Here is a 17,022-nt window from a genome sequence, read left to right on the forward strand (position 1 = left end):
TTTCAACGCGCCCATGCCGCACTCGACGCCAACTGAACGCCCGCCAAGAGAAGTTCGCGGCGGCCAGTTAACCGACGCGATGGTGTGTCGCCGTCCTTGGAGTCCGACGACGCATCCGAATCCGTCTGTTTGACGGATCGTTGGAGATGGCCTGTGAGAGCTGGTGCCGCCCGACCGTGGGCTACAGGGTCGTCAACTCGAGGGTAGGCCCAGCTTGTCGAAGAAGGCGCGGTTCCGCTCGGTCGCCGCATTGACCAGCCCGTCGAAGCTCATGACTTCGATGTAGGCCTTGGCGTTGTCGTTGAAGCCGAAGTATCCGAGGCCGTCATGGGTCGGCCGCAGGTTGGAGACCTCGCACCGCTCGATCATCTTGTCCGTCAGGTCCGCGACGATGTAGCAGAACGCCGGCGGGTCCTGAGTCGGCGGGATCGGCCTCCCGGTCGCCGTTAGTACACCACCGGCGCGAACCCTCTTCACGTAGTCGAGGCACTGCTGTATCGGGTTCTTGTCCTCGGTGGCGTCCTTGCGCATGGGGCGCTTGATCTCGACCACAACGATCGACGGCAGGGGCAGTCTCTCTCCTTCAGCTGCGAGTACAGGTGAGTCGACGAGCCGCGTCGCGAGGATGTCGGGCTCTTTGGTGGACTCGTCCCCAGTGATCGGCATGCTCTTGAGCGTCTTATCAGAGGCGAGGTAGTCGTGGAAGGCAAGTCGCTCGTCGATGATCCACAGGTTGGACGCGTCGGTGGCGATGTCGTTGGACTCCGTTCGCATCGGGATGATCAGTGAATGGATTGCGTCTTCGCGGCTGTATTTCCCGTCCGTGTCCGCCCGGATCAGACGCGCGAGTAGATCCAGTACCGTCCGGCGGCGTGACACGTATGCGGCCAGGTCAGATTGATTGATCTCGCTGACGGTGCTGAGGTACGCAGCAAGACGTTCCGCGTAATCCTCCGCCGGCTCGGAATCGGCCTCTGCGGAGATCTGCTGGCCCTGCACGAACGCTTCCGCCTCGATCTTCTGTAGATGCCCATGGAGCTGGAGCTCGAGGTCCTGATCCTTCACCGAGGGGTCGACCGTAATGCCGCGCTCCTCGATCCTGGCCAGCACCGGCCGGTACCGCGGGGCGCGTGTGCTCACGAAGTCGTGGACCCGCTGCTTGCCTTGTGTGCGGGCTGAATCAAGCGGCTCCTTCAGCATGTTCCCGATTTCCTGGAGCACGGCAGCCCGGATGTCGTCCAGCGCGAGGTCGTCGCCGAGCTGGTCGCCCTCAATACGGTCGGCGATATCGAACGCCGTCCGGTCGGACCGAACGCGTTCGTCGAGGTAGCCCGACGTCAGGTAACACGCGTAGACGAACTCACCGGACTCCCCGTCCTTGAGCCTGCCATGAAGCCCTGGGACCTTCCCGTTCAAGTTCTCTTCGATGACGACACGGCTCGCCGCGCACCAGTGGAGGCGAGGGACGGAGGTGCGCGCGGAAGGCTTGAGGCGCAGGTTCAGCATGTCGAACCGTTGCCCCTCGACCTCGATTGTTGACGACGACATCTTTGAGTCCACGAACTCGTCCATCAGGTCGGCCAGGGACACCGCCTCGTCGTCGTCCGCGACCACCACCACGGGCGCGCCTCCGGGCCGGAGGAAGTACCAGATGCAGTGTTCGAGCACCTCACGCGCAATGGCATCGACACCCTTCGGCGCGTACTGCTGAAACGTCTTCTTGAACCCATCGAGGTGCACTTCAGCTCCGGGCTGTGTGAACCCGTCCGTATCGCCGTCGTCCTCAACCTCGCGGTCGATCGAGAACCTGAACTGGCGACCCCGGAGTGTGCCGGTTTCGTCCTCGTACGTGCTGCGCACCGATACCCTGTCGAATGCTTTGAGCCAGAGGAGCCGTCCCACGCCACGGCAGCCGAGGTCTGACTTATAGTCGCTGTCCAGGGTCTCGAACGAGGAGAGGTTCGCCGACGTGAATCCCACGCCGTCGTCCTTCACGGTGAATCCGACGATCGGCTTCATGGGAGCACGACCGGGACCCGCGGCGCCGAAGTCAAACTCCGCCTGGGCGTCGCGGTGCACCTTCACGTCGACCCGCCCTGGACGGTTTGGGTCTTTGGGCCGTGCGTCGATCGACTGGATGCTGTTCACTATCGCCTCAAGGAGCGGTAGCAGGGCGTGACTCTTGGGCAGGCTTGTGTTCCGGACTCGACCCGCCAGCGAGGTGGTCAGTGCCATGGTGTCCCCCTACCTCAGTCGAGCGCCTAAGCCTATAGGCGGAGTTCAGCCTCCGGCGGGGTATCGCCGCGGGGTCCAAACCCTGGCGCATGTCTGGCGCAATCGTGATCGTCTCACTGATGGCCGACAGCTCCGCACTGACATCGCTGTCGCCGGAGCGACGCTGCCTCGGCAGTGGATATCTGCGTCTGTGAACAGAGCCAAGTTTCCAGGTGCCGATGTATCAGTGGTCAACCTCGGTGTCCGACTCGGACTCAGTCGCCCGGCTGTGCGGTCATCGCCGCGTATCGGTTAAACAGCAGCTGCTGGCGGACGGTTTCGTCAACATTTCCGTCAATCCCGAATTTCCAGGACTCAGACGCCACCCATCGCATCGCTGCACCGCTCATGTCTGCGGGCGACCCTTGCGATAACGAACTCCGCGGCACCGCCCTTACAACGACGCCGGCCACGAGCACCTTCTAAATGCAAGGACCGATGCCGCTGATTGCCCTCGCAATCCTCGCAGAACAGTGTCTTGCGCAGTGCCCGATTGGGTGTGGACGCAATATCGTCCGTCGATAAGCGGCCTGCTGTACTGGCGTAGGGGTCATATTCGGGCGGGGCGAATTCCACGCTGACGGGTTTGGTTGGCAGCCGGTCGCCACCTTTTTGATTCGTATGCCTGTTGACTTCCCGCGTATGGGCGACGGCGCGAAGCGGTGTTCAGGTTGTGCTGGTGTTTGGTTTGGTGGGCCACCAGCTGGCTTCGCGTAGGAGTGTGGCGATGGCGGGCACGGTGAGGGTGCGTACGAGGAAGGTGTCGAGCAGTAGTCCGAATCCGATGATGAGGCCGGCTTGGATCATGATGGCCACCGAGCCAACCATGAGGCCGAACATGCTGACGGCGAAGATGAGGCCGGCGGAGGTGATGACGGCGCCGGTGTTGGCGACGGTGCGCAGCACGCCGACGCGGATGTTGCTTCCGGATTCTTCGCGTAGTCGGGAGACGAGCAGCATGTTGTAGTCGGCTCCGACGGCGACGAGGATAATGAATGCCAACAGTGGTACGGGCCAGGCGATTTCCTGCCCAAAGATCCATTGGAATACCAGGACGCCGAATCCGATCGAGGCGAGGTAGTTGAGCAGGACGGTGCCGAGAAGATAGATCGGTGCCAGTAGTGCGCGCAGCAGCAGCACCAGGATGATGCCGACAATGACGGTGGTGGCGAGGGCCAGTTGGGCGAAGTCTGCCCACAGGAGCCGTTGGATGTCGGAATTGACGGCTGGGAAGCCGGCGACAGAGACGGTGGCGTCAGAAAGCGAGGTGTTGGGCCGTGCGGTGTTGGCGGTGTTGGTGATGCGGTTGGCGAGGTCCATGGCTTCGACGCTGTAGGGGTCGTGGCTGGTTTCGATCATGAACCGTGCTGTTTTGCCGTCGGGTGAGAGGAATTGCTTGGCGACGTCGGTGAATTGGCGGTTCTCGAAGGCGTTGGCGGGCAGGTAGAAACCGCTTGATGAGTCGGAGTCCTGGGCCGCGCGTGCGGAGTTTTGTAGCTGGGTGGCGATCTGGCTCATCCCGGAGAGCATGTCGATGTTGCTGTCGGCCAGGGTGCGCACACCGGTGGCCAACGCTTGGGCGCCGGAGGCGAGTTGGCCGATCCCGTCTTGTAGGCGGCGCAGGTTGCCAGCCAGGTCAGCGGGGTTTCCGAGGGCCCCGAAGGCCTTGTCGAGCGAGGTGACGGCGTTCTGGACGTTGGTGAGTGTTCCGGCGACGGTGGCATTGCTGGCGGGGTCATAGCGGTCGCCGAGGTCGGCGATCTGGTTGAAGAATCCGCTGTTGCGCAGTGTGATCAGGATCTGTACTTGGTCGCGGATCTGGGCGCATTGGGGTGTGGTGGCACACCACGGCGAGGTGTTGAGGGCACCCACGAGCGGCTCCAAAGTGGTGATCGCGTGTTGTGCCTGGTCGGCCAGGGGGCGTAGTCCTGGGCCGGATTGGATGGCCTGATCGACCGCAGGGGCGGTCGCTGACAGTTGTTGCAGCAGTGGTCGGAACTGGTTGACCTGAGTGCCAGCGGATTGGGCTTGAGTGAGGATTCCCGCCAGGGGGGCTAGGGCGGTGCGCACGGTGGTGTCGAGTTGGGCCAGTCCGCCGGCGAGTTGATCGGCGCCGTCGGTGAGTTTCGTGAGGTCGTCTCGGCGGGCGTTGCCGTCGGCGACTGCGCCGGCCATCTTGTCTCCAATTTGACCGTTTTGCCAGGCCAGTTGCGCTTGATCGAGGCGTTCCCCGGTGGGGCGGGTGACACCCGAGACTTTGGTGACACCGGGAACCTGGGAGACGCGGGACGCCATTTCGTCGAGGTCGGCCAGTCCCTTGCCGGTGCGCATGTCGGTGGGGCTCTCGACGACGAGGAATTCGGTGATGACGACGTCTTTTCGGAAGTGGCGGTCCAGCAGCTGATAGCCCTGGTTGCTGGCGGTGGTGGCAGGTTGGCCTTTGCGGTCGTCGTAGCTGATTTTGATGGTCACGGCTACCGCGGACAGTGCGAGCAGGGTGACGAGGCTGACGATCAGCAGCGGCACCGGGCGGCGCACCACCGCCACGGCGACACTGTTCCAGTAGCGACGGGTGCGATCGGATTTGGGTTCACCGATGCCACGTTTAGCTGCCAGCGCCAGCACTGGTGGCAGCAGGGTGACTGTGGCCAGGAAACCGAAGAGAACTGCGATGGCGCACGCCGGGCCCAGGGCGGCGAACACACTCAAGCGGGCGAACACCATCGCCAGGAAGGCGAGTGCGACAGTGGCTGCTGAGGCCAGGATTACGCGGCCGATGCTGGCGGTGGCGTGGATGATGGCCTGATCCGCCGGCACCTGTGCGCGGCGCTGCTCGTGGTAGCGGCTGATCAGGAACACGGTGTAGTCGGTGCCGGCGCCGAGCAGGATCGCGGTCATGAACGCGACGGTGAATTGGGACACCGGCATACCCATCTCGCCGAGCGCGGACAGTACGCCGCGCCCGACGGCCAGGCTCAGTCCGATGACCAGCAGCGGCAGTAGTGCGGTGAACACCGACCGGTAGACGATCAGCAGGATCAGGGCGATCATGCCGGCGGTGGCGATCGAGATCAACAGCAGATCGTGCTCGGCGGAGGCGATCATGTCACTGAACGTCGCCGGCGGTCCGGTGACGTGCGCGGTGGTGGTGGAGTCGCTGAACACCTCGGCGGTGATGTCACGCACCGCCTTGACTGACTCGGCGGCCGTGGGGTCACCCAGCGTGCCGGTCACTCCGACCGGCAGATACCACGATTTGCCGTCGGCGCTGACGGCTTGGGTTTTCGTGACCGGATCGGCCAGCAGATCCTGCACGAGCAACACGTGCTCACTGTCGGCGCGCAGCCGCTCCAGAAGGCGGTCGTAGCGCTGCTGGGCCGCAGGGGTCAGCCCGGCAGGATCTTCCATGGCCACAATCAGCACGGTTTTCGACCCTTGCTCGCCGAAGGCCGTGCTCATCCGCTCCACCGTCTGCAGGGACGGGGCGTCGCGCGGTATCAGATCCACCGACTGCTGCCGAACCACCGTCTCCAACTGGGGGAACAGCAGCGCCAGGATGATGGCGGCGCCGATCCACACCCCGATGGTTAGTGCTTTGTGCCGCACTGTGAATCGGCCCAGCGCCGCCAGCCGGGCGCTGTACTCGCGGCTGTGTGGGGGATCGGCGGAAGGGCTGTCACGCCGGCGAGTTGGGGCGGCAGGTGCTGTCGAGGAGCCTGTCGTGCGGTCGGTCACCGAACCTCCCCTGGTCGACGATACTATCAGTATCGCTACGCTACAGCATGTAGCGAAGTGGTTCGCAGTTGGTCGGCGCCAGCTGGAGCGGGCCTATCGTCGGTTCACGATGTTGGCGTCGTCGTCGTCGGGGATGTCGTGCCGGACCACACGGACTCGCCCCTGAGGTAGGCAAGCCATGTATCCATGTCGCTTTCCGTACAGCTCCCATGCGGTGACCTGCTCGTCGGGATCGACGTCGATGCGGTGCCCACGGGAGAAGGCCAGATGCAGACCTCCGTCGTCACCAGACCAGGCCTGGGTGCACACAGCGCCGGCCAGATTGAGCAGCGGGCGCTCATGCACCGAGATCCGCAAGGGGTTGATGAGTACCGCCTCGGTGGGAAAGCGGCCGGCCGCAGGCAGGGTGAGCAGCAAGGGGCGCGAGATCACGACCTCGTTGTAGTCGTCAAGGTCCAACACCAAGCCGTCGCGCACAGAGACACGTTGCACGACACAGTCTTCAATCCATTGGGTGTACATGGCCTTCTCCTTCGACGCATCGTTGAGCCGTACCTGAAGAGTACGACAGGTATCGCTGCGATACCAGAAGTAGCGTTACGGTGCGGTTGTGCTCGGGGCCGCCCTGTCGATGACTCTGCGGGTGGCCCGGTCGATACGGTCGCGGGTATCGGCTGCCGACACGCGCCCACTGATGAAGGCAACGAGGTTGGCCAGCCAGATGTCGGAGATAACGCCGGCGACACACAGATCTGCCGGTGTCGGCTCGCCACCTCCGAGGGTGCGGGCCAGCAGGATTTCGATCGTTGCGGCGGCGCGGTCGAGCTCCGCAGCGGCGCGGGTGTCGGCAACGGCGAAGGCCCGGGTCATGGCGTCGGTCAGCAGCGGGTCGCGCTGCCACCGGTCGTGTAGGTGGGCGGTCAGTCGATCCAATCGCTGTTGCGGTGTGCCGGCACCGCTTGACCAGTCGCCGGAGACGTCGAGGCGCTGAAATTCTCGGGTCAGCGCTGCCACCAGCAGGTGGGTTTTGGCGGGGTAATAGCGGTATAGAGTGCCCACGGCGATACCGACTCGCTCGGCGACTGTCCGCATGTGGACCGCGTCGTAACCGCCCGTGGCAGCAACAGCCAGCGCGGCATCCATGATCGCTTCGCGGCGACGCGCTGAGGCACGCGAACGCGGCACCTCAGCTGCGTGGACCTGGTCGGCAGCTGAACTGCCCTGATTCTGTGCGGGATTGCTGCTCACGCGAGTGCTGGCGACACTCATGGCGTTTGGCCGTTGACGCCGCTGCGGCGCGAGAGCTGCTCGAAGATCTCACCGAAACCGCTGACGTCGCCGTGAGCGGCGAAATGCGCGGTGTCGACCACAACGAACACTGCGCTCGCAGTGAACCGGGTGACCCCCTCACAGGTCCCGGTCGCCGCAATATGCAGCGCCCGCCCCTCACGGGCGCTGATGTGCGCGGTGATCCGGTGGGGCTGGTGCAACGGCACTGGCTGCAAATACTCCACCGTCAGCGTGCGCGTCACCGCCGGCGTACCGGCGATCCACAACGTGAAGCCCAGCACGTCATCGCAGGCGGCGGCCACCGCCCCACCATGCGCCAAGCCTGGGGCTCCAATGTGACGCTCGTCGAACGTAACATCGGCATACACCGAATCCGCACTGCGGTGGACCTCCAAATGCAGGCCGTGCGGGTTGGCCGGGCCGCACCCCATGCACGTCGGGGTGTGCGAAGGTAGCCGTTCGGACGGTACTGCAGTTTCTGGCACGAGGACACTCCCGGTACATCTAGTTTCGCTGCGATACTCTTGGTACCACAACTGCTAGACTGTCGTGCGCGACATCGCCTGAAATCGACCGCCGAGGTGACCCCGTGAGCGACAGCAGTCAGCCATCCCTGCACGATGACGACGACATCGACCCGCGGCGGATACGGTCACGCAACCGGTTATTGGACGCTGCCGCAACACTTCTGAGCACCGGAGGCGTCGAGGCCGTCACCATCGATGCCGTCACCAAAGCATCCAAGGTTGCCCGCACCACCCTCTATCGGCATTTTCAGAGCTCGTCGCATCTGCTTGCCGCCACGTTCGAGCGGCTACTGCCGCAGGTGACCACACCGGCACCCACCAGCGGTTCCCTGCGTGATCAACTGATTGAGCTGCTCAGCCGCCAAGCCGCCCTGTTCAACGACGCCCCGCTGCACGTCACCACCCTGGCATGGCTCTCACTCGGGCCGACCGGCGCCAAAGACGAGACCGACGATCGCCACGCATCCGGGGCTCTGCGGGCCCGAGTCGTCGACCAGTACCGACAACCGTTCGACGCGCTACTCAACGGCGATAAAGCTCGAGCCGAACTCGACGACTTCGACCTTGAATTGGCGCTGTGCCAACTCGTCGGCCCGCTGGCCTTCGCACGCATGACCGGGATTCGCACCGTAACCCACAAGGACTGCGCGAACATCGTCGACGATTTCCTCGCCGCCCACCGCAAAATCGTGGAAGACGGCGGCGACCGGGTGAAGCCCAGGAGCACGCGGCGGTCGGACGGGGCGCGCCGTCCGTCTAGACAGATAGTCACCTGATACCGGCACGGGGCGGCTCTGTCGGCAACCGCAGCGACCCTGAATGCACACGGCGGAGCTGTTTAACCCAACTCCGATCGCAGGCAAGAAGTACGTTCGACAACGGAACGGTTTGATCCCTGAATAGTTGCCGGGACGTCAACCATATCGGCGGAGGATCCGCCCGTAGACAGCCCGGGACGTCCCCGCCGCAAGCCGTCTTGACCGAGAAATAGGGCGCCGGGTTCACCAGCGCCGGTGCGCCGACTTCGTGTGGCAGGTTGCGCCATTGACGTGCCCGCAGAGGGATTCCGACTGCCCGACGACTCTCGATGCCCATAGTGGGCCACGGTGTGCGAATCTCGGTGCCGAACCACGGCGTCTAGCTACAGCGGGTTCGAGCGGTACATGCATTCACGCCGGCCACCTCGGCCGCGTGCGCCGGAGAACGAATTTCGTCCGTCGAAAATCAGCGGATCACCGCCCAGAATGCAAGAGGTGTGTGGGTCGTGCCTTTGAACAGCGAGTTCGGACCGGGGGCGGCCGAAGGTCGCGGTGCGGATGGCAGGAGGAGTAGCTATCGGAGTCAGGCGGGGAAAGCAGCCGTCGGGCTAAAGAGATGCCAGGATTTGTGACGCTTACTGGGGACTGCGCGAGAACAGTTTCGCAATCGCGAAGAGGCCTGCGGGGTGCTCTGTGGGCCCGATGCCCCATCAACTTGGCGCACCCCGTTCGTTGGCGGAGCAGCGGCTGCCTATCGTTGGAGACATGGCGTCACGTCCATCCAACGAGTCCCGACCGGTCGCCGTGCACCCCGCGGCGCCTGACGAGCATCTGCTTGATGCCAAGTACGCCGATTTCGCCGCCACGTTCAACGCTGACGTCGCCGACGCAGAAAGGCACGCGGCGCGCGACAACTACACCGGCCGCAGAGAAGGCGCGCCAAGCGTCGACGACTGAGAGTCCAACGGCTCGTTGCTGATGGTGACTCTGAGGGTCTACACGGCGTTGCGGCGTTCGTGAAGCTGGATATCGAGAAAGGCATCCGCGATACGCGCGAATGTGGCTGCGGTGGTGGACGATAACTCGCGGCCTGTTCTACGTTTGCGTCCATGAGCGGAAGCGACAAGTTGCGGGCGCGCCAGCGTGCGCGAGAAGCGCAGCGCAGGGCGAACGAGAAGCGCGCAAGCGATGCACGCGCAAACGTAGACGATGCCGCCTCGATTCGTGTGCTGCTGCAGCGAGTGGGAGCCGTTGATGCTTGGGAGAGTGTGCGACTCGATCAAGTGACTGAGAACGTCCGCAGGGATGCGGCATGCAAGCGCATGAGCCACTTCGTCAACCTGCAAACCGTTATCGGGCGGATGAGGGACCGCGGTCAAACTATTGCATCGATCGCCGATCTCGCTGAAGTCGGTGCTCGCGACCTTCAGAATGTGCTCCGCAGAGCGCGTGCCGGTGACGGCGGTGCGCAGCGTGTAACCAAGTCCCGTAATGCCGGCGGCCTGGGCGCGAACGGCGCAACATTGCGAAGCCACAGCGCAGTTGATGTTGATCATCGGTCGATGGGAGCAGATAGCGACTCGACGTTCGATCCAACTCGGTGCGTCCGTTGCGATGCCGTCATGCTGGATCCTGAAGTCACGTCTCGGAGGGGGCGTCCGCGCCGTTATTGCTCTGACACGTGCCGCAGAGACGCCTCAGCAGCACGCACAGCCGCCCAGCGCCATGGAGAACCTATTCGCGTCGTCGAGGTTCCTCGTGCTGCTGGCGGCAGTGAACTGCGGACACAGCACGATGGCGCCACTGCTTCGGAGATTCGTTCCGTCTGCGAAGCGGTCGAACTGGCTCTCCACAACGCCGACGCCATGAAGATCTTGTTGTCGAGTGTCGCTGAACGGGCGCGGCGTAAAGAATTGGACCGCAGCACCTTCGAGGTCGCTCGCGAACTCGCCAGAGCGGTCTATCCGAATCGAAATTAATGTGCCCTGACTTTTGCTGTCCGTCAGGTGGCACGCACTCGGTGTCCGCGTGCATTCGATTCATAGTGGCCGCCCACGAGGAGCCCGACGCGAAAAGGCGGCATCGATTCCGTCGTGACTGGATCCGCACATCTAGAAGAGCGCGGCCGGAAACAAGCATTCCGGACATGACGCCGCGACCAATGTATTGTTTGCTCAAAGCTGCAGATCAGCGCTATGAACTGCAAATATGTCGCGTACGGATATGTGCTCAGCTGTGGCGAAATGTTATTGGAAAGCGGTACGTTATGCCCCATGGAACGTCTCGATCTGCAGCCGGCCACCGCCTGGGGTGAAATCGCAGCCGCTGGCGTGGCGGGTGCAGACGCCTCGGTTGTCGAACCTGCCGGTCCGGTCGCCACAGGCAGGCTGTCCATCATCGACGCCGCAGCTGGCCTCGCAGACTTCACTTCTGTCGCTGCCCAGCGGGGTCATGCGGCGGGGCTGCTCCTGCGGGTTGAAGCATTGAGCGCCACAGCGGCCGCAGCGGTTAATTCCCTTGTCGTCATTGATAAATCCAACGCCGCACAACTTCGCGCCGTGGTGGAGTGATTTGTGAGCAGGGCGGCATTTCCGTTCGCGGTTGTTGGCGCTGCCGCTGCAATCGTGTCGCTCGCCGTCAGTCTCACTACCTCCATGCGTGGGCAGGCTGAACACTCGCCGACGCCGGCGACCTCAGCTACGTCTGTTGTTGAGTCAGCGGAGAAGCAGGGTGCAGCACTTGAGGCGTGTGCCGGCCTCGGGAATTTCAAGAGCGGTGTTGGGATTGCGCGTGGCGCGTTTATCGATCGAGTCGACCGGGCCAATGACTGGGAGTCATCGCAAAGCCTCGGTGTACAGGGCTATTACTTCAGCGCGGTGGGTGCAGAGTTGAACTATCTGGAAACTCGGCTGGGTCCAGAGGTACCACGAGAGATAATTGATGCGCTCGTTGACGTTCGGCAGTCGATTGTCGCTGTCGTCGATGCTGACTTGCGGCGCGAACCCGCTTCGATTTCGAACGACATGATCGATCGGTATTCGAGTGCACTCCAGGCCGCTGAAACTGTCTGCGAAGCAGCGGGAGCCGGCTGATGGCCGCTTCGCTACCTGCTCGCACCTATTCACGCTTTATCGTGGCGCCTGACGTATGGCCGACCACGCGCGAAGAATCTGAAGGCAGGGCTGCGGCTCAACGTCATCTGGCGACTGCGACCGCGGCCGCAGTAGATGCTCACCGGGTCGCCTTGCACGGATTGCAGGCTGCCGGTGTGGCGCAGTCAAGTGGTTTCGAAGCAATGCACGCTGCCTACAGACGTATTCAAGTCCGGGCCGACGACAAGGCTGAGGCGGACGGTGCCGCGGCTGATCTGATGCAGAGTGTTGCCGCGATCCAGATGAGTGCTGAGCTGATGATCGACACGATCGATGCTGAGGCACATCAGCAACTTGTCCATGTGCCGAGCAGAAGTCCCATCGCGATCGGCATCATCACCGGTGCTGCTGCGCGGACACGAGCGACCGCTGTCGGTGCGGCCGATGAGATTCGCGCTCTTACCGTGCAATTCGGGCAGAGATTTGCGCCATTGCCGGAGGGGCCGCCGAGTGGCGATCCGGTCGGTGCTGGCGATGACGATCGGTCGACCGATAAGCGATCCGACGAATCGCCCGAGCGTCCGCCCGACGCAGTAGTAGAGACCGGCGGTACGCAGACTCGTCATTCGGCGCCAGACCCGCCTGATGCCAACCTGTCGTCTGGCAACAATGCGCCGAGAGTCAGCACCGGGCCTACCCCTGGTTCTTCCTCGGTGTCATCGCAACTCTCGGCGCAGGGCACCGGTCCCGCGTACGGCGCCGCTGTGGCAGATATCGGAAGCAGTGGGGCCTGCCTCACCGGTACAGGACCATGGTCATCCGCAGGCTCGATGGCCGCGCTCGGCGGTTCGGCATCGTCGTTATCGGGATCGGGCGCTGGAGGAATGTCGCACGCAGGCTCCGTACGACCATCAGCGTCCGCATCGTCGCCATCTGCCGTCGCGCTGCAGGGGGTCATGCACGCGAGTGCTCCGGCGCCGCTGTCCTCGGTGGCCGGCACCCAGACAACAACCCCTGCTCCTTTCCCAGCCGCTGCGTCGGCGGCAATGCAGGCGCCATCGCCGAGTGGTACATCGCAGCCGCCTATTGCGGCGACCACGGGTGCGGTACCAGTGTCTATTGCTGGGCCGCAGGCCGTGTCTAGCGGTGGTCCCCATTCCCCGGTTGCAGCGTCCTTGCTGCCCCCAGGCCCGCTGGGTCCGCCGCCGTCGGCTTCGGCCGCCATTGCGCCGGCGACGGGTGCTGGTCCGTCGGTTGGCGGTGCTCATGCGTCAATGACCCCTGCCACCGCATCCATCGCAGCAGCAGCACTGACAACTCCGGCCGCGACGCTGCCGTCGCGGGTAGCGGCCGCCGCAGCCCGCGACTTGGAACGGCAGCGCAACGAGTCGAGCGATCTACAAATGGTCAAGCGGTTGGCATGGGAACTGCTGTACGCCACCGAGACTTGTCGTTCTTTCGCGCTCTGGGCGGTTGGCTTGATGTATTCAGCAACCGGGGATCGGCTTATTGTTGCGCTGACCCACCACGGTGCAGGCTACGTACCAGCGGGGGTCGAGATCCGTCGAGGCGTGCGGATGCTTTGGTCCGACCAAGCTATTGGTGAGGGCTTTCGTAGCCGGTGGACCGGGAATCTCGATCCGGCAGCAACGCTGGCGGCCTACGCGGAACTCAAGGCCGCGGAGCCGGCTGGCTGGCGCTTGGCCGCTGCAGCGACCACCTGGTCGGAGGTAGCGGCGCTGATGACTGCCGCGCAGCGCTGGGGCACTGAATGGGCCACCTGCTCCGGCATGTCCATGCCCGCCTCGATCGAAAAGCTGGCCGCCATCTCTGACGAGGATGCTCCGCACCGACTGGAGCGAGAGTTCCCCGAACTTTTCGAGCGTGTAGCCCAACTTCGTGCTAGAGGGCTCACCCATCGGGCAGCCAGACTGATCACCGAAGCGATCGTTTCCGACGCGCGCCTCGCGATCGTCACCGCTGATGCCCCTCGGATTCCGTCGAACTTCGATTCGGTATGGCCGGTGGCGGCTGACGGCAGGATAGATGCCGCGGACCGTGCCCAGTTTGCCGAAGCGGTTCAGCAGCAATGGTTCAGCATTGGAATGGTGCAGCCGGGTTGGGACGACGAACCCACTGAGAGCGCCTGCACAGAGTACCGGGCGCAATGGCTCATTTGCCGGGCGCTTGAGGTGGTCCTGGGGTGGATTGCTGACGGCAACAGCGGGGCAGTGCCGGCGGATCTGCCGATGGAAGACATGATCTACGCCGCAGCACATGCTTACCTTGACGGTCGCGGAACCGGTTGGATCACTGATCTTTTCGACGCCGCAGGAGCGTGATTTCGGAGAATGGATTCCGTTTCTCATGGTGTAGATGGTGAAGCTTGGCGGGCCGAGCTGGAGCGGCTGCATGCGCATCTGGTGAACGTCGTCGATCAGGCGTCTGCATGGGCCCGCGAGTTTCACGTTCGGACTGGGGATGATTTGTGGGGAAACGACTCCTTGCCTGTCGGCTGCCAGGTGAATGGGACCACTTCAGAGCTGGTTTTGCCATGAGCATGGGACCACCTGTTTGCCATTGATGGGACCACCTGGCTGTCTGGTTTGCCATTGATGGGACCACCTCGGCGTGGCGTGGGTTCTTCCGGTTGTTGGGCCGCTGTATTGGCCTGATGAGCTACCGGGAGGTATCGGTGATCGAGATCGTGGAAATGCTGCGGCTGTGGCTGCAGGGGTTGGGGTTGCGGGAGGTGGCCCGGCTCTCGGGCACCGACCGCAAAACGGTGCGACGCTACGTCGACCGAGCCCGTGCCAGCGGGCTGGACCGTGACGGCGGGCCGGATCAGCTCACTGATGAGTTGATCGGCGCGGTGATTGCCGGGGTGCGTCCGCACCGGCCGGCCGGCAAGAGCTTGGCGTGGGAGACGATCGCTGCAGAGCATGAGCAGATTAAGGCCTGGCTCAAAGACGGGTTGACGCTGACCAAGATCCACACCCTGTTGGGGCGCCGCGGTGTGGTGGTGTCGTATCGGACGCTGAACCGTTACGCCACAACCGAGTTGGATTTCGGGCGGCGTCAAGCCACGGTGCCGGTGGCCGATTGCGAACCGGGTGCGGAGGTGCAGGTCGACTTTGGGCGCCTCGGGATGCTCACCGAGGCCGCCGACGGTCGGCGCCGAGTCGTGCAGGGGTTGATCTTTACCGCGGTGTATTCGCGGCACATGTTCGTCTGGCCCACCTACCGCCAGACCCTGGGTGATGTGATCGCTGGGTTCGAAGCGGCGTGGGTGTTCTTCGGTGGGGTGTTCGCGGTGCTGATCCCGGACAACATGAAAGCCATCGTCACCACCGCGCATGCGACCGAGCCCCGGCTTAACGATGCCTTCCGTGAGTATGCGCAGTCGCGTGGGTTCGCCGTCGACCCGGCGCGGGTCCGCAGCCCGCGCGATAAGCCGCGGGTGGAACGCATGGTGTCCTACGTGCGGTCGAATTTCTATGCCGGAGAAGCATTCCGGGATCTCACTGACTGCCGCAACCGCGCCGAACAGTGGTGCCGCGATACCGCGGGGATGCGCATCCATGGCACCACGCGCCTGCGCCCCGCAGAGGTGTTCGCCGTCGACGAGCTGCCCGCACTGGGGCCCGTGCCTGAGACGGTGTTCGACGTTCCAGTCTGGACGCACCCGAAGGTGGCTCCCGACCGCCACGTGCAGGTGGCCAAGGCCCTTTACAGCGTGCCCGGGGAGCTGGTCGGCAAGCGCATCGAGGCCCGCGCTGATGCGCACTCGGTCAAGCTGTACTGGCGTGGTGAGCTGATCAAGGTGCATCCGGTGATGGCCCCGGGCCGCCGGTACACTGATCCGGCCGACCTTCCCTCGGAGGTGTCGGTCTATGCCATGCGGGATCTCAATGCCCTGCAGCGCAAGGCTGCCGCGCACGGCACCCATGTGGGTGTCTACGCCGCCGCTGTGTTGGAGCATCCGCTGCCGTGGACCAAGATGCGTCAGGTCTACCGGCTGCTGGGGCTGGTCCGCCGTCACGGCGCCGACGCCGTGGATGACGCGTGCCGCCGGGCCCTGGACGCCGAGGTCATCGACGTCGGGCTCATCGAGCGGATCCTGGCCCGCGGCGGCGGTGAACAACTGCCACTGATGCCCACACCACCGGCGCAGGCGTCGCGGTTCGTCCGTGACGGCGCGGATTTCGCGGTGCGGAGACCCTCATGAGCCCCGCCCGTCCCGATGCCGCACCGGCGGTCAAGCCCATCGAGGTCTCCGCTGACCTCAAAGCCCTGATGCGTCGCCTCAAGCTCGGGCAGTTGCTCGACACGCTGCCCGAACGGCTGGCGTTGGCCCGCACCAACCGCCTACCCCATCACGACTTCCTGGAGTTGTTGTTCGCCGACGAGGTCACCCGTCGTGACCGCGAATCCGCGGCCCGTCGCGCCAAGGCCGCCCACCTGGACCCGGCGATGCAGCTGCAGGCCTGGGACGACTCCGCTGCGGTGGCGTTCGATCAACAGTTGTGGGCCGAGCTGACCTCACTGCGGTTTCTCGCCGATGCCTACAACGTGCTCGTCATGGGACCGGTCGGAGTGGGAAAGACGTTCCTGGCCAACGCTTTAGGTCACATCGCGGTACGCAAACATCACAGCGTGCACACCGAACGGGCCGACAAACTGTTCAAACGCCTACGCGGGGCACGACTGGATGGCAGCTACGAAGACGAGATGCGCAAACTGCACCGCGTCGACCTACTGATCATCGACGACCTGGCGCTGCACCGCCTGGAGGCCACCGAGACCACCGACTTCTACGAGATCATCGTCGAACGCCACCGCGCCGCCTCGACCGTCATCACGAGCAACCGCGAACCACCCGAGATCCTGACCATGATGGCCGACCCGCTGCTGGCCCAATCGGCGATGGACCGACTGCAATCAGCAGCCTACGAACTCGTCGTCGAAGGCGAGTCCTACCGGCAACGCCAGAAACCAGGGACACGAAAGCCGGCCCCTCCGACTTCGTCGGATTGACCGGCAACCACCCCTTCGGCCACTATCAACGCACGGCCTGAAACCGGAACAACCCGGTCCCATGCTCATGGCAAACCAGAGGTCCCATCACCCTGGCAGGCGACACTTGCCGGTCAGCTATCCATTGATTAACTACGCGAACAGGCTGGAGCGGATCAGCTCGAAGCTAAAGATCATCTGTGCAAACGCTTCGCTACAGTCTCCGTCATCGACCTGGGATCGCACGACCCTGTATTCGCCCTCAGCTCCATCGTTACCTTCGTGTGGCCCAAATCGGCGATGGGCCGACTACTCGGAAGGTGGCCGATA

At 63.9% G+C, this 17,022-nt stretch carries 14 protein-coding genes; 7 read left to right on the top strand and 7 right to left on the bottom strand.

The genetic code is table 11. The annotated features are described in order from the left end of the window. Positions 1-192 precede the first annotated feature (192 nt). From G6N49_RS26380 to G6N49_RS26400, 5 genes are all read right to left on the bottom strand, one after another. On the bottom strand, positions 193-2,235 hold the full coding sequence (locus G6N49_RS26380) for an ATP-binding protein (protein WP_011562219.1): 2,043 nt from the start codon (positions 2,233-2,235) through the stop codon (positions 193-195). A 705-nt stretch (positions 2,236-2,940) separates the two neighbouring features. Then, a complete protein-coding gene (locus G6N49_RS26385; protein ID WP_011562218.1) occupies positions 2,941-6,009 on the bottom strand; it encodes an MMPL/RND family transporter in 3,069 nt (1,022 codons plus the stop codon). A gap of 93 nt (positions 6,010-6,102) precedes the next feature. Then, positions 6,103-6,531: a DUF6188 family protein gene (locus G6N49_RS26390; protein ID WP_011562217.1), complete on the bottom strand. Its 429-nt coding sequence runs from the start codon at positions 6,529-6,531 to the stop codon at positions 6,103-6,105. 75 nt (positions 6,532-6,606) lie between these two features. Continuing rightward, entirely contained in the window at positions 6,607-7,278 is a 672-nt protein-coding gene (locus G6N49_RS26395; protein WP_011562216.1) for a TetR/AcrR family transcriptional regulator, read from the bottom strand. Then, complete coding sequence (locus tag G6N49_RS26400; RefSeq protein WP_221221718.1) at positions 7,275-7,730, bottom strand: PaaI family thioesterase; 456 nt, start codon at positions 7,728-7,730, stop codon at positions 7,275-7,277. Before G6N49_RS26400 ends, G6N49_RS26395 begins: the two co-directional genes overlap by 4 nt. A 158-nt stretch (positions 7,731-7,888) precedes the next feature. Here G6N49_RS26400 and G6N49_RS26405 point away from each other — a divergent pair, with 158 nt between their 5' ends. Both G6N49_RS26405 and G6N49_RS26410 read left to right on the top strand, forming a co-directional pair. Beyond that, positions 7,889-8,602, top strand: a complete 714-nt coding sequence (locus tag G6N49_RS26405; RefSeq protein WP_011562214.1) for a TetR/AcrR family transcriptional regulator — start codon at positions 7,889-7,891, stop codon at positions 8,600-8,602. Between the two features lie 747 nt (positions 8,603-9,349). Then, a complete protein-coding gene (locus G6N49_RS26410; protein WP_225503733.1) occupies positions 9,350-9,541 on the top strand; it encodes a hypothetical protein in 192 nt (63 codons plus the stop codon). Positions 9,542-9,579: 38 nt separating this feature from the next. On the opposite strand, the gene G6N49_RS29305 is transcribed toward G6N49_RS26410, so the two are convergent. Continuing rightward, positions 9,580-10,140 carry a hypothetical protein gene (locus G6N49_RS29305; protein ID WP_041309918.1) on the bottom strand — a complete coding sequence of 187 codons (561 nt, stop codon included), beginning with the start codon at positions 10,138-10,140 and terminating at the stop codon, positions 9,580-9,582. A 717-nt stretch (positions 10,141-10,857) separates the two neighbouring features. Here G6N49_RS29305 and G6N49_RS26420 point away from each other — a divergent pair. After that, positions 10,858-11,154, top strand: a complete 297-nt coding sequence (locus G6N49_RS26420; protein WP_011562211.1) for a hypothetical protein — start codon at positions 10,858-10,860, stop codon at positions 11,152-11,154. A 3-nt stretch (positions 11,155-11,157) separates the two neighbouring features. After that, positions 11,158-11,676, top strand: a complete 519-nt coding sequence (locus G6N49_RS26425; RefSeq protein WP_234786935.1) for a hypothetical protein — start codon at positions 11,158-11,160, stop codon at positions 11,674-11,676. A gap of 185 nt (positions 11,677-11,861) precedes the next feature. Here the strand turns inward: G6N49_RS26425 and G6N49_RS29620 are convergent, their stop codons facing one another. Continuing rightward, positions 11,862-12,302, bottom strand: a complete 441-nt coding sequence (locus G6N49_RS29620) for a hypothetical protein (RefSeq protein WP_225891813.1) — start codon at positions 12,300-12,302, stop codon at positions 11,862-11,864. Between the two features lie 648 nt (positions 12,303-12,950). Here G6N49_RS29620 and G6N49_RS29625 point away from each other — a divergent pair. From G6N49_RS29625 to G6N49_RS26440, 3 genes are all read left to right on the top strand, one after another. Beyond that, positions 12,951-14,018 carry an EspK C-terminal domain-containing protein gene (locus tag G6N49_RS29625; RefSeq protein ID WP_225503730.1) on the top strand — a complete coding sequence of 356 codons (1,068 nt, stop codon included), beginning with the start codon at positions 12,951-12,953 and terminating at the stop codon, positions 14,016-14,018. A 332-nt stretch (positions 14,019-14,350) separates the two neighbouring features. Beyond that, on the top strand, positions 14,351-15,904 hold the full coding sequence (istA, locus tag G6N49_RS26435; RefSeq protein ID WP_083044877.1) for an IS21 family transposase: 1,554 nt from the start codon (positions 14,351-14,353) through the stop codon (positions 15,902-15,904). Further along, on the top strand, positions 15,901-16,713 hold the full coding sequence (locus G6N49_RS26440) for an ATP-binding protein (RefSeq protein ID WP_083044876.1): 813 nt from the start codon (positions 15,901-15,903) through the stop codon (positions 16,711-16,713). Before istA ends, G6N49_RS26440 begins: the two co-directional genes overlap by 4 nt. Positions 16,714-17,022 lie beyond the last annotated feature (309 nt).

It is taken from the genome of Mycolicibacterium monacense (assembly GCF_010731575.1).
In the GTDB taxonomy this organism is placed as follows: Bacteria; Actinomycetota; Actinomycetes; order Mycobacteriales; family Mycobacteriaceae; genus Mycobacterium; species Mycobacterium monacense.